Source organism: Cupriavidus oxalaticus (assembly GCF_038900635.1).
Lineage (GTDB): Bacteria > Pseudomonadota > Gammaproteobacteria > Burkholderiales > Burkholderiaceae > Cupriavidus > Cupriavidus oxalaticus_B.
In genome coordinates this window covers 1-19,351 of the sequence record NZ_JAYMRX010000035.1, presented here as the reverse complement: position 1 = coordinate 19,351, position 19,351 = coordinate 1, and the positions used below count along the sequence as shown (strand labels likewise).

The 19,351-nt window shown below is 67.4% G+C and carries 18 protein-coding genes; 12 read left to right on the top strand and 6 right to left on the bottom strand.

The window, feature by feature from the left end; translation table 11 throughout:
* Positions 1-6: 6 nt before the first annotated feature.
* Positions 7-696 carry a UDP-N-acetylmuramate--alanine ligase gene (locus VSR71_RS32275; RefSeq protein ID WP_342917625.1) on the bottom strand — a complete coding sequence of 230 codons (690 nt, stop codon included), beginning with the start codon at positions 694-696 and terminating at the stop codon, positions 7-9.
* A 200-nt stretch (positions 697-896) separates the two neighbouring features.
* Here VSR71_RS32275 and mpl point away from each other — a divergent pair, with 200 nt between their 5' ends.
* The 8 genes from mpl to mtgA all read left to right on the top strand — a co-directional run bounded on the left by mpl (position 897) and on the right by mtgA (position 9,396).
* Positions 897-2,276, top strand: a complete 1,380-nt coding sequence (mpl, locus tag VSR71_RS32270; RefSeq protein ID WP_342917624.1) for a UDP-N-acetylmuramate:L-alanyl-gamma-D-glutamyl-meso-diaminopimelate ligase — start codon at positions 897-899, stop codon at positions 2,274-2,276.
* 16 nt (positions 2,277-2,292) lie between these two features.
* Positions 2,293-2,916, top strand: a complete 624-nt coding sequence (locus VSR71_RS32265) for a YqiA/YcfP family alpha/beta fold hydrolase (RefSeq protein WP_342917623.1) — start codon at positions 2,293-2,295, stop codon at positions 2,914-2,916.
* Positions 2,913-3,566, top strand: a complete 654-nt coding sequence (locus VSR71_RS32260; protein WP_342917622.1) for a chorismate--pyruvate lyase family protein — start codon at positions 2,913-2,915, stop codon at positions 3,564-3,566. The genes VSR71_RS32265 and VSR71_RS32260 overlap by 4 nt, the downstream gene beginning before the upstream one ends.
* Positions 3,567-3,570: 4 nt before the next feature.
* Entirely contained in the window at positions 3,571-4,311 is a 741-nt protein-coding gene (gene fabG / locus VSR71_RS32255; protein ID WP_342917621.1) for a 3-oxoacyl-ACP reductase FabG, read from the top strand.
* A gap of 239 nt (positions 4,312-4,550) precedes the next feature.
* The gene (locus tag VSR71_RS32250) at positions 4,551-6,665 is read left to right on the top strand and encodes a ribonuclease catalytic domain-containing protein (protein ID WP_342917620.1); all 2,115 of its coding nucleotides are present in this window, start codon (positions 4,551-4,553) and stop codon (positions 6,663-6,665) included.
* Between the two features lie 111 nt (positions 6,666-6,776).
* Positions 6,777-7,709 carry an energy transducer TonB gene (locus VSR71_RS32245; protein ID WP_342917619.1) on the top strand — a complete coding sequence of 311 codons (933 nt, stop codon included), beginning with the start codon at positions 6,777-6,779 and terminating at the stop codon, positions 7,707-7,709.
* The gene (aroE, locus tag VSR71_RS32240; protein ID WP_342917618.1) at positions 7,709-8,608 is read left to right on the top strand and encodes a shikimate dehydrogenase; all 900 of its coding nucleotides are present in this window, start codon (positions 7,709-7,711) and stop codon (positions 8,606-8,608) included. The genes VSR71_RS32245 and aroE overlap by 1 nt, the downstream gene beginning before the upstream one ends.
* An 86-nt stretch (positions 8,609-8,694) precedes the next feature.
* A complete protein-coding gene (gene mtgA, locus VSR71_RS32235) occupies positions 8,695-9,396 on the top strand; it encodes a monofunctional biosynthetic peptidoglycan transglycosylase (RefSeq protein WP_342917660.1) in 702 nt (233 codons plus the stop codon).
* 21 nt (positions 9,397-9,417) lie between these two features.
* Here mtgA and corA read toward each other — a convergent pair whose 3' ends face one another.
* Together corA and VSR71_RS32225 are read right to left on the bottom strand one after the other, a co-directional pair.
* Positions 9,418-10,380 carry a magnesium/cobalt transporter CorA gene (gene corA, locus VSR71_RS32230; RefSeq protein ID WP_209763733.1) on the bottom strand — a complete coding sequence of 321 codons (963 nt, stop codon included), beginning with the start codon at positions 10,378-10,380 and terminating at the stop codon, positions 9,418-9,420.
* Between the two features lie 548 nt (positions 10,381-10,928).
* Positions 10,929-11,828, bottom strand: a complete 900-nt coding sequence (locus VSR71_RS32225; protein ID WP_342917617.1) for a DMT family transporter — start codon at positions 11,826-11,828, stop codon at positions 10,929-10,931.
* A 202-nt stretch (positions 11,829-12,030) separates the two neighbouring features.
* On the opposite strand from VSR71_RS32225, the gene pyrF reads away from it, so the two are divergent.
* Positions 12,031-12,849: an orotidine-5'-phosphate decarboxylase gene (gene pyrF, locus VSR71_RS32220; protein WP_342917616.1), complete on the top strand. Its 819-nt coding sequence runs from the start codon at positions 12,031-12,033 to the stop codon at positions 12,847-12,849.
* Between the two features lie 75 nt (positions 12,850-12,924).
* Here pyrF and VSR71_RS32215 read toward each other — a convergent pair whose 3' ends face one another.
* The 3 genes from VSR71_RS32215 to thiL form a co-directional block, all read right to left on the bottom strand.
* Positions 12,925-13,422 carry a CinA family protein gene (locus VSR71_RS32215; RefSeq protein ID WP_342917615.1) on the bottom strand — a complete coding sequence of 166 codons (498 nt, stop codon included), beginning with the start codon at positions 13,420-13,422 and terminating at the stop codon, positions 12,925-12,927.
* A gap of 34 nt (positions 13,423-13,456) precedes the next feature.
* On the bottom strand, positions 13,457-14,023 hold the full coding sequence (locus VSR71_RS32210) for a phosphatidylglycerophosphatase A (protein ID WP_342917614.1): 567 nt from the start codon (positions 14,021-14,023) through the stop codon (positions 13,457-13,459).
* Between the two features lie 134 nt (positions 14,024-14,157).
* Positions 14,158-15,147 (bottom strand): thiamine-phosphate kinase, encoded by a 990-nt coding sequence (gene thiL / locus VSR71_RS32205; protein ID WP_342917613.1) that lies wholly within the window; start codon positions 15,145-15,147, stop codon positions 14,158-14,160.
* Between the two features lie 370 nt (positions 15,148-15,517).
* Between thiL and VSR71_RS32200 the strand changes: the two genes are divergently transcribed.
* The 3 genes from VSR71_RS32200 to VSR71_RS32190 all read left to right on the top strand — a co-directional run bounded on the left by VSR71_RS32200 (position 15,518) and on the right by VSR71_RS32190 (position 19,194).
* Positions 15,518-17,842, top strand: a complete 2,325-nt coding sequence (locus VSR71_RS32200) for an NADP-dependent malic enzyme (protein WP_342917612.1) — start codon at positions 15,518-15,520, stop codon at positions 17,840-17,842.
* Positions 17,843-18,205: 363 nt separating this feature from the next.
* A complete protein-coding gene (locus VSR71_RS32195) occupies positions 18,206-18,577 on the top strand; it encodes a ribonuclease (RefSeq protein WP_342917659.1) in 372 nt (123 codons plus the stop codon).
* Positions 18,574-19,194, top strand: a complete 621-nt coding sequence (locus tag VSR71_RS32190; protein WP_342917611.1) for a barstar family protein — start codon at positions 18,574-18,576, stop codon at positions 19,192-19,194. Before VSR71_RS32195 ends, VSR71_RS32190 begins: the two co-directional genes overlap by 4 nt.
* The last annotated feature ends 157 nt before the right edge of the window (positions 19,195-19,351 follow it).

Sequence of the window (19,351 nt, the reverse complement as noted above, 5' to 3'; positions counted from 1 at the left end):
CGGGATTCAGGACGGGCCGGTGCCGGCAACTTCGCCGATCAGCGCGCGTACGGCCTGCAGGTCCGCGCGGGCGGGCCGCCCGGAGGCGTCGGCACGTACTGCGCCGCGTTCGTCGACGGCATCATACAGCGCAATATGGATGCCGACCGGCGCACCCAGTTCCGCGCGCACCTCGCCAGCCAGCTGGCGGGCCTCGCGACGGTCGGGCCACTGGCCCTTCCACAGGAAGCTGAGGGTCTCGACATCGGCGCGGCCGCCGAAGTGACGGCTTTCGCTGGTTTCGAAGTCGACCCCCGCATTCAGCAGGTGCAGCGTGGCGTCCTTGGCGCTGTCGCAGAAGCACTGCAGGTAAACGTCCGAGTGCTCGGTCGCTGTGCCGTTCAGCACGGCGCCAACCAGGTAAGGCCGGAACGGCGCCAGGTCCTCCATGGCCAGCAGGGCCACGCGGCGCAGCAGGGCCAGCACGCGCGGCTGGGTGTCGCCATGGAACAGCGCCTGGTAGGCGCGCACTTCGGCCTCGACCTGGTCATTGTCGGGCAGCCATTCGCCGGGCACGCGCTGCTCGCCCAGCACCTGGCGCGCGGCCTTGCGCTTGGCGGTGGCGTAGTCGGCGCCGTCCTCCGCGATCATGCGGGCGGCGGCCTGGGCGATTTCCTCGCGCAGGCGGGTGGGGTCGGGCGGGGTACGTCGGCTCATTACCCCATGATACCGGAGCGCACGCCTGGCGCCGCAGGGAGGCGGCCGCCGGTGCCGCGGTGCAGCGAAGGCCGCCGGCGCTCGGGTACAATCAGTGGCTTCCTGCCCGGCCTGCCATCACCATGCGGCCACGCTGCCGCCGCGCGAGCGCCGGGTGCCGAGTCCCCAAGCCTGCGGGCTTCATGTCTTCCCGGGAACCCATGCATATTCATATCCTTGGCATCTGCGGCACCTTCATGGGCGGCCTGGCGGTGCTGGCCAAGCAGGCCGGCCATCGCGTCACCGGCTGCGATGCCAATGTCTATCCGCCGATGAGCACCCAGCTGGAAGCGCAGGGCATCGAGCTGATTGAAGGCTTCGACCCCGCCCAGCTGGCGCTGGAGCCGGACCTGTTCGTGATCGGCAACGTGGTTTCGCGCGGCAATCCGCTGATGGAAGCCATTCTTGATCGCAACCTGCCTTATGTGTCAGGCCCCCAATGGCTGGGCGAGCACGTGCTGGCGCGCAAATGGGTGCTGGCGGTGGCCGGCACCCACGGCAAGACCACCACCACGTCGATGCTGGCCTGGGTCCTGGAGGATGCCGGCTACAACCCGGGCTTCCTGGTGGGCGGCGTGCCGCAGAACTTCGGCATCTCGGCGCGCGTGACCGAATCCGACTTCTTCGTGATCGAGGCCGACGAGTACGACACCGCGTTCTTCGACAAGCGCAGCAAGTTCGTGCATTACCGCCCGCGCACCGCGATCCTGAACAACCTGGAATACGATCACGCCGACATCTTCCCGGATCTGGCGGCGATCGAGACGCAGTTCCACCACCTGGTGCGTACCGTGCCGGGCCAGGGCCGGCTGGTCGTCAATGGCGTCGAGGAAAGCCTGGCGCGCGTGCTCGAGCGCGGCTGCTGGAGCGAGGTCGAGCAGTTCGGCATGGGCGACTGGCGCGAGAGCGATGCCGCCCACAGCGCGCCGCCGGGCAAGGATGCCTTCGACGTCTGGTTCAACGGCGCCGTGATCGGCACCGTGGTGTGGGACCTGCAGGGCACGCACAACCGCATGAACGCGCTGGCGGCAATCGCCGCGGCGCGCCACGTGGGCGTGCCGGCGGAGCAGGCGATTGCTTCGCTGTCGCGCTTCGCCAACGTCAAGCGTCGCATGGAAGTACGCGGCGAGGTCGGCGGCGTGACCGTCTACGACGACTTCGCCCACCATCCGACCGCGATCCAGACCACGCTGGAAGGGCTGCGCCGCCGTGTCGGCAACGCCCGCATCCTGGCGGTGCTGGAGCCGCGCTCGAACACCATGAAGCTGGGCGTGATGAAAGCCCAGCTGCCGGCAAGCCTGGAGCAGGCCGACCTGGTGTTCGGCTACGGCGCCCCGGCCGGCAAGGATGCGCTGGGCTGGGACCTGCCCGGGTCGCTGGCGCCGCTGGGCGACAAGGCAAACGCGTTCCAGGACCTGGGCTCGCTGGTGCGTGCCGTGCGCGCCGCGGCGCAGCCGGGCGACCACGTGCTGGTGATGAGCAACGGCGGCTTCGGCGGCGTGCACCAGAAGCTGCTGGACGCGCTGGCCGCGGCGGCCTGAGCCGCAGGGGACCGCCATGCTGCTGTACCTGCACGGATTCCGCTCCTCACCGCAGTCGTTCAAGGCGCGGCTGGTGCAGGAGCGCATGCGCGAGTGGGGCGTGGGCCGCTACTACGCCTGCCCGGAACTCAATGTCTCGCCGGCGCTGGCGATCGCCCAGGCCGAGGCCGCCATCCGCGCCGCCCAGGCTGGCGGCGACCAGGAAGTCGCCATCATGGGCTCGTCGCTGGGCGGGTTCTATGCGCGCTGGCTCGGCGAACGCCACGGCTGCAAGACCGTGCTGCTGAACCCGGCGGTCCATCCGTGGACCGACCTGGAGCAATACCTCGGCGAGCAGCCGCTGTGGCACGGGGGCGGCTCGGTCACGGTCGAGCGCCGCCATCTGCAGGAACTGCTCGACCTGCGCGTGAACGTCATCACGCGCCCCGAACGTTATTACCTGCTCGCCGCCACCGGCGACGAGGTACTGGACTACCGTGAAATGGTGGCCGCCTGCCCCGGCGCGAATATCCGCGTGATCGAGGGCAGCGACCACGGCATCGGCGAATTTGCCGACTACGTCGACGAAGTGCTCGCCTTCTGCGGCTATGGCCCGGGCGGCAAGATGCCCGAGGTGCCGGCCGGCGCGGGCGCGGCATGAGCGCGCAGTCTGCGCGCCGCTGCGGCTGGAGTTCGCACCTGGCTTTCGATGCGGCGATCACGCCCAACCTGCGGCGCTGGGTGACAGGCGACGACGGTTCGCTGACCGCGCGGCTGGTGGCCGCGTCCGGGCGCTTTCGCGTGGCGCAGCTGCTGCAGCGCCCGTTGCGGCCGCTGGCCGATGAATGGCAGGTGCTGGGCCAGCACGACCGCGTCCCGGCGCTGACGCGTGAAGTGCTGCTGATCTGCGACGATATTCCCGCGGTCTTTGCCCACACCGTGGTGCGCCTGCGCCATGCGCGGCGCGACTGGCCGTTCCTGCGAGGGCTGGGCGCGCGCCCGCTGGGCGGACGGCTGTTTATCGATCCGGCAGTGACGCGCGACCCGTTCCAGTTCGCCCGGCTGCTGCCGCACCATCCATTGCGCCAGGCGCTGCAGCGCGTGCTGCCGGCGATGGCGCCGCTGCCCATGCTGCCTGCGCGGCGCTCCGTATTCCGGCGCGGTGACGGCGTCATGCTCGTGACAGAGGTCTTCTTGCCGGACCTGCTGGCACGGCCAGCCCCGGGGACCAAGGCGATTGCGCTACCGATGTTCCGGCGCAGCACAGACCGCGGCCCCATCACTTCACACACTACCGAAATCAAGAGATAACGAGATGAAACTGCAGGGTCGGGTTGCCATCATCACCGGTGCCGCCGCTGGCATCGGCTTTGCCACCGCGCAGCGCTTCGCCGCCGAAGGCGCCATCGTCGTGCTGTGCGACGTCAATGAAGCGCGCGTGCGCGAAGCCGCCGGCAAGCTTGCCGGCACCGGCGCCAGCGTGTCGGCCTACCGGGTCGACGTGACCCGCCGCGAAGAAGTCGACGCCATGGTGGCGGCAGTGATGGCCGCGCACGGCCGCATCGACATCCTGGTCAACAACGCCGGCATCACCAAGGACGCGCGCCTGGCCAAGATGACCGAGGCGCAGTTCGATGCCGTGATCGACGTCAACCTGAAGGGCGTCTTCAACTGCGCCCAGGCAGTCGCCACGATCATGACCGAGCAGGGCAAGGGCGTGATCCTGAACGCTTCCAGCGTGGTCGGCCTGTACGGCAACTTCGGCCAGACCAACTACGCCGCCAGCAAGTTCGGCGTGATCGGCTTCACCAAGACCTGGGCGCGCGAGCTGGGTCCCAAGGGCGTGCGCGTCAATGCCGTCTGCCCAGGCTTCGTCAATACCGAGATCCTGCAGACCGTGCCCGACAAGGTGCTCGACGGCATGAAGTCGTCGTGCTGGCTGCGCCGGCTGGCCGAGCCCGCCGAGATCGCCAGCATCTACGCCTTCCTGGCCAGCGACGACGCCAGCTACGTCAACGGCGTGGCGATCGAAGCCAGCGGCGGCATGTCGCTCTGACCCCTCCGATCATTTCCGGCGTCCGCCGGCTTGCACCGGCCCGGGGCGCACGCCGGGGTCCGCAGCGGCGGTGCGGTATCATTCCGGGTCTGCGGCCTGGCCTCGTGGCCACGGGCGCGGCGCCCGCGCAGCGCGCCGCCGGCCGATGCCGTTCGCACCATTTCTCCCACAGGATCCGCCGCTGCGCCCACTCCGTGGCGCCCCGACGCGGTTCCGCGCATTTCTGAAAGTACCGATCGATGCAGTTGCTGTTCGAAGAAGGCGGCGAAATCCGCGCCGGCACCGTGCTGAACCAGCAGGGCGAGGCTTACCAGGTGGAACTGCCGGCCGGCAAGCGCACCAAGGTCAAGTCGCGCGACGTGCTGCTGCAGTTTGCGCAGCCGTCGGCGATCGAGCTGGTCCGCCAGACCGGCGACATGGTGGCCGAGATCGACCTGGACTTCCTGTGGGAATGCGCCCCCGAGGCCGAGTTCGGCTTTGCCGAGCTGGCCGCCGAGTACTACGGCGCCGAGCCCGGCGCGGTGCAGCAGGCGGCGCTTGCCATGGCGCTGCACGGCAATCCGGTGTACTTCCGCCGCAAGGGGCGCGGCCGCTACCAGCGCGCGCCCGAAGACCAGCTCAAGGCCGCGCTCGCCGCGCTCGAGCGCAAGCGCCAGCAGGCGCTGGTGCAGTCCGAGTATGAAGAACAGCTCAAGGCGCTGACGCTGCCGGAATCGTTCCGCAACAAGGTGCTGCAGCTGCTGTTCAAGCCGGACAAGAACAGCCTGGAATACAAGGCCATGGACGCGGCCTGCACCGCGCTCGGCATGACGCCGATGCGGCTGATGGTGGCCGCCGGCGGCGTCGCCAGCGCGCGTGCCCTGCACGAGGCCAAGTTCCTCGCCGAGTGTTTTCCGAAGGGCACCGGCTTCCCCGATACCGACGTGCCCGAGCCGTCTGCCGACCTGCCGCTGGCCGAGGTCGAGGCGTTCTCGATCGACGACGTCACCACCACCGAGATCGACGATGCGCTGTCGGTGACGAAGCTGCCCGACGGCAAGCTGCGCATCGGCATCCATATCGCCGCGCCCGCGCTGGGCATCCGCCGCGGCGAGCCGCTCGACGCGATCGCGCGCCAGCGCCTGTCCACGGTGTACTTCCCGGGCGACAAGATCACCATGCTGCCTGACCCGGTGGTAGAGCGCTACACGCTGCAGGAAGGCCGGGTTTGCCCGGCATTGTCGCTGTACGTGACGGTGGACCCGACGGTGTGGCTGATCACCGGCAGCGAAACCCGCGCCGAGATGGTGCCGATCGCCGCCAACCTGCGCCACAACTTGCTGGACGATGTCATCACCGAGGCCTCGCTGGCCGAAGGCACCGGCGACTACCCGTTCCGCGAGGCCCTGACCCAGCTGTGGCACTTCGCCGGCTACCTGTACGACGAGCGCCAGAAGGCGCGCCTGGCCAGCGGCCTGCGTCCCGAGTCGCACAACCGCGCCGACTTCAACTTCTACCTCGACGACCAGCCCGACGGCAGCCAGCGCGTGCGCATCGAGCAGCGCAAGCGTGGCTCGCCTCTGGACAAGATCGTGGCCGAGCTGATGATCCTGGCCAACAGCACCTGGGGCAAGCTGCTGGCCGACAACGGCGTGCCCGGCATCTACCGCACGCAGAAGGCGTGGGGCATGCATCGCACCCGCATGCAAACCTACCCTGCACCGCACGAGGGGCTGGGCGTGGCGCAGTACGCCTGGAGCACCTCGCCGCTGCGCCGCTACGTCGACCTGGTCAACCAGTGGCAGATCCTGGCGGTGGCGCAGCACGGCGTGACCGCCAAGCTGGTGGCGCCGTTCAAGCCCAAGGATGCCGACCTGCTGGCCGCCGTGGCTGACTTTGAAGGCACTTACGCCGCGTATGCCGACCACCAGTCGACCATGGAGCGTTATTGGTGCCTGCGCTGGCTCAAGCAGGAGAACCGCGAGCGCATGGTCGCCGCGGTGCTCAAGGAAGGCGCGGTGCGCTTTACCGAGATTCCGCTGGTCACGCGCGTCCCCGAGCTGGTTCAGGCGCAGCGCGGCACCCAGGTGCTGCTTGAGATCGGCGAGACCGACGAGATTACGCTGGAAGTCTCGTGCCGCGTGCTGGAGATCTTCGCCGGCGAGGGCGTGTTGCCTGAAGAAGAGCTGGAAAGCGACGAGGAAGCCGCTGAAATGTCGGCCGAAGCCGCTGCCGAAGCTGCCGCGGAAGAAGCCGCCGAGCTGGCCGCCGCGCCGGCCGACGGAGTTGCGGACGATGTCGCCGCGGGCGCCGGTGGCGACGCATCGGCGGAGCCGTCGGCTGAGCGCGACACCGGCGCCCCCGCCGCCGGCTGAAGCCTTCGGAAATCGGCGGGGCTCACTTACAATGCCTAGCGACATTCCCGGCCGGCCGGGAATGTCCATCCACCTGTCGCCTCGCACCTTCCGAGCCAAATTCCCGCCATCGTGAACGCCGCACTCGCCGCTCCCCGCCACTGGTGGCATGCCAGGTGGCACAACAGCAGTACGCTGGCCAAGGCGCTGGCCATTTCCCTGGTCGTGCATGCGCTGCTGCTGATGGTGCGGGTAGCCGCGCCCGAGGTGTTCGAGATCAAGCGCACCGACTCGCCGCTTGACGTGGTGCTGGTCAACGCGAAATCGGCGCAGAAGCCGCGCAACCCGACCGCGCTGGCACAAGCCAACCTGGACGGCGGCGGCGACCATGACCTGCAGCGCGCCACCACGCCGCTGCCCGCGCAGACCGTGACGCAGGAAGGCGACCTGGTGCGCCAGGTGCAGCGCCGCGTTGAGCAGCTCGAGCTGGAGCAGCAGCGCCTGCTGACGCAGGCGCGCGAGTCCGCGCCCGCGGTGCGCAGCCAGCTGCTCAAGCCCGGCGAGAAGCGCCAGGACAATCCCCAGCGCGGCCAGGACGAGCGCACCTCGGCCGACGAGATGGCCAAGCTCGAAGCCGAGATTGGCCGCAACCTGGACCACTACGCCAAGCGGCCCAAGCGCTTTCAGCTGACCGCGACCAGCGCGCAGGCGGTCGACTACGCGCAGTACTACGACCGGCTGCGCCGCAAGATCGAGGCGCGCGGCACCACCGATTTCCCGCAACGCAACGGCAAGCCGCTGTATGGCCAGCTGATCCTGGTGATCAACGTCAACCGGCTCGGCAAGCTCGGCTACAACCGCGACGGCTACAACATCGACGCCATCGACGTGGTCAAGAGCTCGGGCGATCCGGCGCTGGACCGCCAGGCCGTGGCGATCGTGCGCGCTGCGGCGCCGTTCGGCGCCTTCACCGCGGAAATGGCGGCACGCCAGGACATCCTGGAAGTCATTTCCACCTTCAAGTTTTCGCGCAGCGGGCTGGAAACCCGGCTGCAGGCACGCTGATGACCACTCCAGACACTACGCCAGAGAGCATCCACAACACGCCGGACCAGTATGTGGTGATCGGCAATCCCATTGCGCACAGCCGCTCGCCGGCGATCCACGCCGCCTTTGCGCGCCAGACCGGCGAAGCGGTGCAGTACGACCGGCTTGAGGCGCCGCTGGACGGGTTTGCCGATACGGTGCGCAAGTTCTTCGCCGACGGCGGCTACGGCTGCAACGTGACGGTGCCGTTCAAGCTCGAGGCCTATGACCTGGCCGACCGCCTGACCGAGCGTGCGGAAGCCGCCGGCGCGGTCAACACGCTGTGGATCGAGGATGGGCTGATCCACGGCGACAACACCGATGGCGTGGGCCTGGTGCGCGATATCCAGGACAACCTCGACACGCTGGTCGAAGGCAAGCGCGTGCTGTTGCTGGGCGCGGGTGGCGCGGCCATGGGCGCGATGCTGCCGCTGATCGAGGCGCGTCCGTCGCGCATCGTGGTGGCCAACCGCACCGCGTCGCGCGCCAGCGACATGCTCGAAGAGTTCGTCGAAGCGGCCGACCAGTTCGGCGTGGAGCTGTGGGGCGGCGGTCTCGATGCGCTGGAAGGCCTGTCCGAGGACGAGGCCTGCGACATCGTGATCAATGCCTCGTCGAGCAGCCTGCACGGCGAAGTGCCGCCGCTGCCCGAGTTCCTGCTGGGCGAAGGCGTGCTGGCCTACGACATGATGTACGGTGCCGAGCCGACCGTGTTCCTGCAGTTCGCCGCGCGCTGCGGTGCGCGCACCAGCGACGGCCTGGGCATGCTGGTCGAGCAGGCCGCCGAGGCCTTCTATATCTGGCGCGGCGTGCGCCCCCGCACCGCGCCCGTGCTGGCCGAGCTGCGCGACGCGCTGCAGGCCGAACGCAAGGGCTGAGCGAGGCGTCGCCGGCCGTGGCCATCCGCAACCGCACGGCCAGCGCCGCCCGCGGCGCTGCCTCCGCCGGCTCGGTGCTGAATCCGCTGCGCTGGCTCGGCTACCTGCTGGGCTGCGTGGTCGCGGGCGTGCTGGCGATGCAGTTGTATTTCTTCGTGCAGATTGCCAGCTGGCAGTACGTCAACCCGTCGAGCACGACCTTCATGCGGGCCGAGCGCTGGCGGCTGTGCGGCGTCAACCTGTGGAGCTGCCGGCTGGAGCGCGAGTGGGTGCCGTATGAGCGCATCTCGCGCAACCTAAAGCGTGCCGTGATCGCCAGCGAGGATTCGGGCTTCGTCAATCATCCCGGCTACGAACTCGATGCCATGCTCGATGCGTGGGAGCGCAACAAGAAGCGCGGCCGCATCGTGCGCGGCGCGTCCACCATCACGCAGCAGCTGGCCAAGAACCTGTTCCTGTCGTCCGAGCAGCATTACCTGCGCAAGGGGCAGGAGCTGGCGATCACGTGGATGCTGGAGTTCTGGCTCGACAAGCAGCGCATCTACGAGATCTACCTGAACTCGGTGGAGTGGGGCGAGGGCGTGTTCGGCGCGCAAGCCGCGGCGCAGCACTACTTCCGCACCAGTGCCGACAAGCTCAGCATCGGCCAGTCCGCGCGGCTGGCGGCGGCGCTGCCAGCTCCCAAGTGCTTCGACAAGAAGGAGTACTGCGCCAACGTGCGGGTGAATTTCCGCGCCAAGGCGGGGATCATCGCGCGCCGGATGGGCGCGGCGACGTTGCCGGACTGAGGCCCGACAGGCCTCCGTGTCTCAGCTCAGCCAGCCCTTGCGGCGGAAATACACCAGCGGGATCGCCGCCGACACCGCCATCAGCGCGATCGCCCACGGATAGCCCGCGGCCCAGTCCAGTTCCGGCATCACCTTGAAGTTCATGCCATAGATACTTGCGATCAGCGTAGGCGGCATCAATGCCACCGACACCACCGAGAACAGTTTGATGATCTTGTTCTGGTTGATGTTGATGAAACCGACGGTCGCATCCATCAGGAAGTTGATCTTGTCGAACAGGAACGCGGTGTGGTTCTCGATCGAGTCGATATCGCGCAGGATCTGGCGCGCTTCGTCCTGCTGCTCGGCCGACAGCAGCTGGCTGCGCATCAGGAAGGACACCGCGCGGCGCGTGTCCATCACGTTGCGGCGGATGCGGCCGTTCAGGTCTTCCTCGCGGGCGATGGTTTCCAGCACGTCGGCCGCGGCGGCATCGGTCACGTTCTCGGCCAGCACGCGGCGGCTGGCTTCTTCCAGGCGTTCGTAGACTTCCTCGATCGAGTCGGCCGAATATTCCGCATCGGTCGCGTACAGGTCCATCAGCACGTCCTTGGCGTTGCGCACCGAGCCCGGGCGCATGCGCGCACGCAGCCGCACCAGCCGGAACACCGGCAGGTCTTCGTCGTGGATGGAGAACAGGACGTCCTTGGTCAGCACGAAGGCCACGCGCACGTTGCGCGAAACCTCTTCCTCGTCGAGCAGGAAGTCGGTGCGGATATGGATATTCTCGTCCTCGCCCTCGAAATAGCGCGCCGACGCCTCCAGGTCGCCCAGGTCTTCCAGCTCGGGAAGGGCGACGCCGTAGGCTTCCTTGATCCAGTTCAGCTCTTCGTCGTCAGGGTTGACGACGTCGATCCAGATCGGCTTGTGCTGCAGCAGCTCATTGCGCTCGTCGACTTGCTCCTGGGCAAGCCGGCCTTTCTGCAGGACGAACAGGTTGATCATCCCCGGGATTCCTTATTGCTGATTTGCGACGAAAAACAATGACAAGCGCGAAGACAAGCGCAGGCGGCTCGCCGCATCCCAGGTATTGCGTCATGTCCCGTCATGGCCCAGCGGCAAGCCGCGAAAGGCCGGGCCACGGGCAAGCGTGATCGCGCTGTTCCGCGGCTGCGCGGGCGCAGGGCGGCCAAGGCGATGGCGTTTGCCTGGGTTGGCTGGCTAGCCGGGAGAGGGAAGATCCGCCGCGGTGGGGCGCGCATGAAGGCGCCGCCGGTGGCACGGAAAGACACTCGCCCGCAGTTCTGACTGCGGGCAAGGCCGACGAAGCGCGGAGCCGGGTGCTCCGGGCGGGTCGTCGTTACGCAGCCCGCAGTGACATGGCATTCGCAGTGGCCGCATGACTGCGCCAACTCGAACACCCGATGCTACTGCCCACGTAATTTCTCCGGGATTGTGATGGCCGCGAGTGTAGCCCAACGAAGGGGCGCTTGTTAAGTGAAATCTCCGTGGGGGCGGCGCGGCCGTTGCGCTCCGCCCTCTTGCCAGCGGCCTCAGCCCACGGCACCGCGCAGCCGGCGCCACAGCAGCGGCGCCAGCATCACCGAGGACAAGGCCATGAACATCAGCACGATGGCGGCGTAGTCCTGCCAGTGCGGCTGCTCGCCCAGCAGCCACATGCCCGAGAACACGCCGACCACCGGGATAAACATGATCGACAGGCTCGACACTACCGGCGGCAGGCTGCGCGCCAGCCCGAACCAGACCAGGTGGCAGAAGGCGAAGACCACCACCGCGTTGTAGGCGATCGCGCCCCATTCGACAGCGGTCGGCATGCGCCAGCCGTGCTCGAGCAGCAGCGTGCCGGCGAGCAGGAAGGGCAGGGTCGCCAGCAGCATCCAGAAAGTCATGGCGCCGATCGGCACGTCGGTCTGGGTGCGCTTCATCAGCTGGGTGCCGAAGCCCCAGCCGGCCGCGGCCAGCAGCATCAGCAGCGTGCCGGCGGGGCTGCCGGTCAGCGCGCTGATCTCGCCCGACAGCAGCAGCACCGTGCCCGCCAGCGCGCAGCCGATGCCGATCCAGGCCCAGCCGCCGATGCGTTCGCGGAAGAAGACCAGACCCCACACCACGGCCCAGATCGGCATGGTGTAGCCAAGAATGGCGGCGCGCCCCGACGACAGCATCTTGACCGCGCAGATGGCGAACAGGTGCCACACCACCATGTTGGGCAGGGCGAGGCGGAACACGGTGCCCCATTCGCGCCGTGGCACGGCCAGCGAATCGCCGCGCAGGCGCAGCGCCAGGCCCAGCGCGACCACGCCGCCCGCCATGCACAGCAGGCGGAAGCCCATCGGCGGAAAATGCGCAACCCCGACCTTCATGATGGGCCAGTTGATGCCCCAGGCGAGGGTCAGTACGACAAGCAGGAAAATACCGCGGCGATCGAGAGACATGACTGCAGGCTGGCGGCTGTGCGCGATGCCGCTCTTTGTTTTGAGAGGAAGCGCAAAACGATAGCACGCAGCGGGTAAAATTGCCGGAAACGACATATGCTGCAGGGATGAAAGGTTTTCACGCCGCTGCGGCCAACCGTGCCGGCCTGGGACTTGGATGTCCCATGAGGCGCCGGCGCCACCAGGATATTTCGATCATCCCATGACTTTCACCGAGCAGCTTGCTGCCGCCTGGCAGCGCAACGATTCCCTTCTGTGTGTCGGGCTCGACCCTGATCCGCAGAAGCTGCCGCTGTCGCTGACCGGCGCGGGCGGCGCCATCTTCTCGTTCTGCCGCGAGATCGTCGATGCCACCGCCGACCTGGTTTGCGCCTTCAAGCCGCAGATCGCGTATTTCCATTCGCAGCGCGCCGAAGACCAGCTCGAGCAGCTGATCCACTACATCCACGACGCGCACCCCGGCATCCCGGTGATCCTGGACGCCAAGCGCGGCGATATCGGCTCGACCGCCGAGCACTATGCGCTGGAGGCGTTCGAGCGCTACCGCGCCGACGCGGTCACGGTCAGCCCGTATATGGGCTTCGATTCGATGCAGCCGTACCTGGCCTACCCGGACCGCGGCGTGATCGTGCTGTGCCGCACCTCCAATCCCGGCGGCTCCGACGTGCAGTTCCTGCAGGTCGATGGCAAGCCGCTGTACCAGCTGGTGGCCGAGGCCGCGCGCGAGCGCTGGAACACTACCGGGCAGATGGGCCTGGTGGTGGGCGCCACCTTCCCCAACGAGATCGCGCGCGTGCGCCAGATCGTCGGCGACATGCCGCTGCTGATCCCGGGCATCGGCGCGCAGGGCGGTGATATCGAGGCGACGGTCAAGGCCGGGCGTACCGCGGATGGCACCGGCATGATGATCAACTCGTCGCGCGCGATCCTGTACGCCAGCCGCGAGAAGGATTTCCCGGCAGCGGCGCGCAATGTCGCGCTGCAGACGCGCGAGACCATCAACCGCTACCGCCACGGCTGACTGCCGCAGGCGCAAGGATAAAAAAACCGCGCCAAACGGCGCGGTTTTTTTTGGGTCTGCGTGGGCGGCAGGGCCTCAGGCCTCATTGCGCAGCAACTCCAGCAACCCCCGCATGGCGTGCTCCGCCGCCTGGCGCCGGATCTGCGCCCGGTCGCCGCGAAAGCGCTGGGTCTCCACGATGGTGGTGATGCGGTTGCTCCAGCCAAAGCACACCATGCCTACCGGCTTTTCCGGCGTGCCGCCGTTGGGACCGGCCACGCCGGTGATCGACAACGAAACCTGCGCGCGGCTGTTCAGCAGCGCGCCTTCCGCCATCGCGCGGGCGACTTCTTCGCTGACGGCACCGTGGTCGCGGATCAGCTTGGCCGGCACGCCCAGCATGGTGGACTTGGCTTCGTTGGAATACGTGACGAAGCCGCGCTCGAACCAGCCGGACGAGCCCGACACATCGGTGATGGCGGCGGCGACGAGCCCGCCGGTACAGGACTCGGCGGTGGCCAGCATCAGGGATTTTTCGGCAAGGGCAACGCCGGACTGGACGGCAAGCTGGTCGAGCAGGCGGCTGACTGACATGGTGGACTCGGGGGGTTGTTGGAATGGGCCGGGCTCAGAACGAGCGCCACAGCGCGAACACCAGCAGCGTGTAGAAGGCCGCGAAGATGTCGTCGAACATGACGCCGAAGCCGCCGCGCAGGCCGGGGCCCTTGAGCGTGCGGTCGTAGTAGCTGATCGGCGCGGGCTTGGCGATATCGAACAGCCGGAACCACAGGAAGGCGGCGAACTGCCCCCAGAAATCGGTTGGCGTGACAAAAACCAGCACCAGCCAGAACGCGATGATCTCGTCCCACACCATGCTGCCGTGGTCATGCACGCCCATGTCGCGGGCGGTCCTGGCGCAGGCCCACAGGCCCACCAGGAAGCCTGCGCCTATGATCCACAGCCAGGTGGCCGGCTCGATCCACAGCGACATCGCCACGAACGACAGCCACGCGTAGAGCGTGCCGACCGTGCCGGGACTGACCGGCGACAGGCCGGAGCCGAAGCCAAAGGCGATCAGGTGGGCCGGATGGGCCAGCATGAAGCGCGCCGTCGGGCGCGTGACCTTGACGGTCTGGCCGGCTTCCAGGGTCATGGCGGGATCGCGGGGAGCGGCCCCGGGGGGAATGGTGGACATCAAGGTTGGCTCGTGTGATGCGGATGCTGCTTATGGTTTTGGCCGGCGTGCTGCTGTCACTGCTGCTGAAGGCGGGACTCCGGTTCCCGCGCGGCGCGCCGATGCCGGCATCATGACACGCCTGTGCCCCGGTGTCAGGAGGAGGCGAAGTGGTCGAAGCTTGCGCCGGTGTAGCGGGTCGGGTTGCCGGCATGGTCGACCAGCCGCAGGCCCGGCTCCGGTGTGATCGCGCCGACGCGCGTCAGCGGCAACGCCAGCCGTTCGCTGATCGCGGCGAGCGCGTCGCGGTTGCCCGCCGGGGCGGTGAAGCACAGCTCGTAGTCGTCGCCGCCCGCCAATATGCATTCGCGCTGGATCGCTTCCGGCTGGCTGGCCAGCACCGCCGAGCGCGGCAGCGCGTCGACATCGATCAGCGCGCCCACCTGCGAGCGTGCCAGGATATGACCGAGGTCGCCGATCAGGCCGTCGGAGATGTCGAGCGCCGCATGGGCCACGCCCCGCAGCGCCATGCCCAGTGCCACGCGCGGTGTCGGCATGTCCATGCGTGGGCGTACCTGGGTGAAGTCGGGCTCGGGCAGCAGCCATTCACCACGGCAGTCGCCCAGTGCCAGGCGCGCGTCGCCGAGCGTGCCGGAGATCCAGATGTCGTCGCCCGGGCGTGCCGCGTCGCGGCGCAGCGCGGCGCGGTGCGGAACATCGCCGAAGACGGTCAGCGACAGCGTCAGCGGGCCGCGCGTGGTGTCGCCGCCGACCAGCTCGCAGCCGTGGGCGTCGGCCAGCGCCAGCATGCCGTCGGCCAGCTCGGCCAGCCATGCCGGGTCGGCCTCGGGCAGGGCCAGCGCCAGCGTGAAGGCGCGCGGCTCGGCTCCCATCGCGGCAAGGTCGGACAGGTTGACCGCCAGCGCCTTGTGGCCAAGCGCGCGGGGCGCCACGTCCGCAAAGAAATGGCGGCCGCTGACCAGCATGTCGGTGCTGATGGCGAGGTGATGGCCCGGGCGGCCTTCGATCAGGGCGCAGTCGTCGCCCACGCCGAGTGCGGCTTTATGCACCGGCCGCGTGAAATAGCGGCAGATCAGGTCGAACTCGGAAAGTGGGGCGTGCGGAGCGGTCTGGGCGTCGGACATCGCGGCGAGCTGGCAGTGGACAGGTGTTTGCCCGGCCGGCAGGCACCGGAGGGACGGAAGGACTCGGAAGGGCGCATCAGGATGCGGCGCCGGCAGCGTTTCAGCAAGATACTGCCGCGCATGACAGCCATGACCGCAGCGAGTCACCAGCCATGCGCCGGGCGGCGCTACGCTTGCTGGTGTTGCCCCGTTGGATGGGGCATATTGTACCGAATCGCAAAGGTGCCCCAAGCAAAAGGCTTATTGTGAAATAGTATTTCACTATATAAAATGCTGGGTTCCAAAGGAAGAGAAGGGCGGACACGTGGAGCCGGTCCGCCGATCGTCCCCGCCACGTCAATGACGGCTCCACCGATTGGAAAATGCGCCGATGACCAGCCCTCAGCAGTCCCCGTCCCAAGACGATCTGAAACAGCAGCAGCGTGAGGCGCTGCGCAAAGCGGCGCTCGAGTATCACGAGTTTCCGACCCCCGGCAAGATTTCCGTCACCCCGACCAAGCCGCTGTCGAACCAGCGCGACCTGGCGCTGGCCTACTCGCCGGGCGTGGCCGCGGCCTGTGAAGAGATCGTGGTCGACCAGGCCAATTCCTTCCGCTACACCGCGCGCGGCAACCTCGTCGCGGTGATCACCAACGGCACCGCCGTGCTCGGCCTGGGCGACATCGGCGCCGCGGCCTCCAAGCCCGTGATGGAAGGCAAGGGCGGCCTGTTCAAGAAGTTTGCCGGCATCGACGTGTTCGATATCGAAATCGACGAGAAGGACCCGGAAAAGCTGGTCCAGATCATCGCCGCGCTCGAGCCCACCTTCGGCGGCATCAACCTGGAAGACATCAAGGCACCGGAGTGCTTCTACGTCGAGCGCAAGCTGCGCGAGAAGATGAAGATTCCCGTCTTCCACGACGACCAGCACGGCACCGCGATCGTGGTGGCCGCGGCCGTCATCAACGGCCTGAAGGTGGTCGGCAAGGACATCAGCAAGGTCAAGCTGGTCGCCTCGGGCGCCGGCGCCGCCGCGCTGGCCTGCCTGGACCTGCTGGTCGACATCGGCCTGCCTATCGAGAACATCTGGGTGACCGACCTGGCCGGCGTGGTCTATGAAGGCCGTACCGAGCTGATGGACCCGGAAAAGGCCCGTTTCTCGCAGAAAACCGACAAGCGCAAGCTGGGCGAGGTCATCGACGGCGCCGATATCTTCCTGGGCCTGTCCGCCGCGGGCGTGCTCAAGCAGGACATGGTCCAGCGCATGGCCGACAAGCCGCTGGTGCTGGCGCTGGCCAACCCGAATCCGGAGATCGCGCCCGAGCTGGTCAAGGAAGTGCGGCCGGACGCGGTGATGGCCACCGGCCGTACCGACTACCCGAACCAGGTCAACAACGTCCTGTGCTTCCCGTTCATCTTCCGCGGTGCGCTGGACTGCGGCGCCACCACCATCACGCGCGAGATGGAGATCGCCGCCGCCAACGCGCTGGCCGAGCTGGCGCGCCAGGAGCAGAGCGACATCGTTGCCACTGCCTATGGCATCCAGGATCTGTCGTTCGGCCCGGAATACCTGATCCCGAAGCCGTTCGATCCGCGCCTGATCGTCAAGGTGGCCCCGGCGGTGGCCGAAGCCGCGATGAAGTCGGGCGTGGCTGCCCGTCCGATCGAGGACATGGACGCGTACCGCCTGCAGCTGCAGCAGTTCGTGTACCACTCGGGCACGCTGATGAAGCCGATCTACGCCGCCGCGCGCAAGGTCGAGATGGAGAAGAAGCGCATCGTCTTTGCCGAGGGCGAGGAAGAGCGCGTGCTGCGTGCGGTGCAGGTGATCGTCGATGAGAAGCTGGCCAACCCGATCCTGATCGGCCGCCCGGCCGTGCTGCAGCACCGCATCGAGCGCTTCGGCCTGCGCCTGCGCGCCGGCGTCGACTTCACCGTGGTCAACCCCGAGCACGACGAGCGCTTCCGCGACTACTCCGACGCGTATTACCGGATGATGGCGCGCCAGGGCATCACGCCCCAGTACGCCAAGCTGGAACTGCGTCGCCGCACCACGCTGATCGGCGCAATGCTGGTCAAGCAGGGCGAGGCCGACGGCATGATCTGCGGCACCGTCAGCACCACCGCGGCGCACCTGCGCTATATCGACCAGGTGCTGGGCGGCACCGGCAAGGTCTACGCGGCCATGAACGGCCTGGTGCTGCCGGGACGCCAGATCTTCCTGGTCGACACCCACGTCAACGTGGACCCGACCGCCGAGGAACTGGCCGAGATCACGCTGATGGCTGCCGAAGAGCTCAAGCGCTTCGGTATCGAACCCAAGGTTGGCCTGCTGTCGCACTCGAACTTCGGCTCCTCCGAGGCGCCTTCGGCCCGCAAGATGCGCGATACGCTCGCCATCCTGCGCGAGCGCGCGCCCGAACTCGAAGTCGACGGCGAAATGCATGGCGACAGCGCGCTCGACCAGAAGCTGCGCGACCAGCTGGTGCCGGACAGCACGCTGCAGGGCGAAGCCAACCTGCTGGTGTGCCCGAACATCGACGCCGCCAATATCTCGTACAACCTGCTCAAGGTTGCCGCGGGCAACAACGTGGCGATCGGCCCGATCCTGCTGGGCGTGAAGGCGCCGGTGCACATCCTGACGCCGTCGGCCACGGTGCGCCGCATCGTCAACATGACCTCGCTGGTGGTGGTGGACGCGGCTGCCAAGCGTTAAGCCGCCTGCTGCAAGGGTTTCGGAAAAGCCGGGTTCGCCCGGCTTTTTTGTCGCCTGACGGTAACAGTTAGTATGCGCCCACATACGCTTAACATATTGAAACAATTGAAGAATTCCCGCTGCGCCCGGGCCGGGATTGATTAATTGCGTGCATGCGCGTAACCTTACGCCTTTGATACAGGCGCTCGCCATGAGCGCCCCGGTGCGGTTGGCATCCGGCGCGTGCAGGACAAGGCGCGCGAGGTTGCCGGCCAGGGTGGCCCGGACAGATCGTCTACCCAAACAGCGGCAGGCTCGATTTCCGGTTCAACCTAGACAAGCAACGTGGTTTCCCAAGTACCCTTGATGCAGCAGGCAGCGCGGATGCTGGCCCGGTCAATGACCGGCGCGGCACTGGTGCTGGCCCTGGCGCAGCCCGCGCTGGCGCGCCAGGCGCAGACCGAAGGCATGGGAACCATTGCAGTGCAGCAGTTGCCCAACGAAGCACGGCAGACCCTTGAGCGCATCGAAGCCGGCGGCCCGTTCCCGTATGACAAGGACGGAACCAGGTTCGGCAATTACGAACGCCTCCTGCCGCAACAAGAACGCGGGTACTACCGCGAGTACACGGTAAAGAGCGCCAGAAGCCGGAACCGGGGAGCCAGGCGGATCGTATGCGGCGGGGAACAGCGCGCTGCCAACGATTGTTACTACACGGAAGACCACTACAACAGCTTCAAACGGATACTCAAATGATGACTGACATTTTCGGACTGGGCGACGCCCTTGCCGCCCGCGAAGAGCGCGGCGCCGGAGATGGCTGGCAGCGGGCTCAGCAGCAGGCCCAGAACCTATACGACAACGTGCTGACGATGCCGCAGCGCCAAGAGCTCACGGACAAACTTCCGCCCGCGAACGCGCCCGTGGCCATGCCGGCCGGTGCAGGCTGGGCTGACGGCACCAGCGAGGGGGCCATGAACCTGTTCAAGACGGTGCGTCCGAACATCGTCCAGTCGATCCGCGCCTTCCGTGTGCCCGAGCTGGCCCAGGCGGCCGCCGATCTCGGCCAGCATTTCCTTTATGCCAATTGCGCGCATTGCGCCAGCAAGGCCGAGGTCCTGGAAACGATCGCAACGTCGTTTATCTTCCCCAAGCATTTCGGCAAGAATTTCGATGCGCTGGCGGATTGCCTGACCGACCTGATCTACAAGGCCGGCCCGCAGCCGGGCTTTGTCATCGTTCTGGAAGGCCTGCCGATCGCGCAGAAGTTTGACAAGGAAGGGCGCGAGGTGCTGCTCGACGTGTTCCGCGACGCCGCCGAGTTCTGGGGCGAGCGCAAGGTGCAGTTCCGGGTGTTCTACTCGTTCGCCTGAGCGCCGGTACAGTTCCGTAGGCAAAAAAAAGGTTCATCGCCGATCTGCGTGACCGCTTAGAAACAAAAAGGGCCAACCGCCCACCGCTGTTATCTTGGAGTTGCGACACAACAAGAAACAGGAAGGTGGGGGTTGGCCCTACGCGATTGTATGGCCC

Excerpts from the sequence above, each read along its gene's own strand:
- VSR71_RS32250 (WP_342917620.1), top strand. The coding sequence starts at position 4,551 with ATGCAGTTGCTGTTCGAAGAAGGCGGCGAAATCCGCGCCGGCACCGTG.
- VSR71_RS32275 (WP_342917625.1), bottom strand. The coding sequence starts at position 696 with ATGAGCCGACGTACCCCGCCCGACCCCACCCGCCTGCGCGAGGAAATC.
- VSR71_RS32195 (WP_342917659.1), top strand. The coding sequence starts at position 18,206 with ATGCTGGCCCGGTCAATGACCGGCGCGGCACTGGTGCTGGCCCTGGCG.
- VSR71_RS32260 (WP_342917622.1), top strand. The coding sequence starts at position 2,913 with ATGAGCGCGCAGTCTGCGCGCCGCTGCGGCTGGAGTTCGCACCTGGCT.
- pyrF (WP_342917616.1), top strand. The coding sequence starts at position 12,031 with ATGACTTTCACCGAGCAGCTTGCTGCCGCCTGGCAGCGCAACGATTCC.
- VSR71_RS32210 (WP_342917614.1), bottom strand. The coding sequence starts at position 14,023 with ATGTCCACCATTCCCCCCGGGGCCGCTCCCCGCGATCCCGCCATGACC.
- VSR71_RS32265 (WP_342917623.1), top strand. The coding sequence starts at position 2,293 with ATGCTGCTGTACCTGCACGGATTCCGCTCCTCACCGCAGTCGTTCAAG.
- VSR71_RS32225 (WP_342917617.1), bottom strand. The coding sequence starts at position 11,828 with ATGTCTCTCGATCGCCGCGGTATTTTCCTGCTTGTCGTACTGACCCTC.
- fabG (WP_342917621.1), top strand. The coding sequence starts at position 3,571 with ATGAAACTGCAGGGTCGGGTTGCCATCATCACCGGTGCCGCCGCTGGC.
- VSR71_RS32200 (WP_342917612.1), top strand. The coding sequence starts at position 15,518 with ATGACCAGCCCTCAGCAGTCCCCGTCCCAAGACGATCTGAAACAGCAG.
- VSR71_RS32190 (WP_342917611.1), top strand. The coding sequence starts at position 18,574 with ATGATGACTGACATTTTCGGACTGGGCGACGCCCTTGCCGCCCGCGAA.
- VSR71_RS32215 (WP_342917615.1), bottom strand. The coding sequence starts at position 13,422 with ATGTCAGTCAGCCGCCTGCTCGACCAGCTTGCCGTCCAGTCCGGCGTT.
- thiL (WP_342917613.1), bottom strand. The coding sequence starts at position 15,147 with ATGTCCGACGCCCAGACCGCTCCGCACGCCCCACTTTCCGAGTTCGAC.
- mpl (WP_342917624.1), top strand. The coding sequence starts at position 897 with ATGCATATTCATATCCTTGGCATCTGCGGCACCTTCATGGGCGGCCTG.
- corA (WP_209763733.1), bottom strand. The coding sequence starts at position 10,380 with ATGATCAACCTGTTCGTCCTGCAGAAAGGCCGGCTTGCCCAGGAGCAA.
- aroE (WP_342917618.1), top strand. The coding sequence starts at position 7,709 with ATGACCACTCCAGACACTACGCCAGAGAGCATCCACAACACGCCGGAC.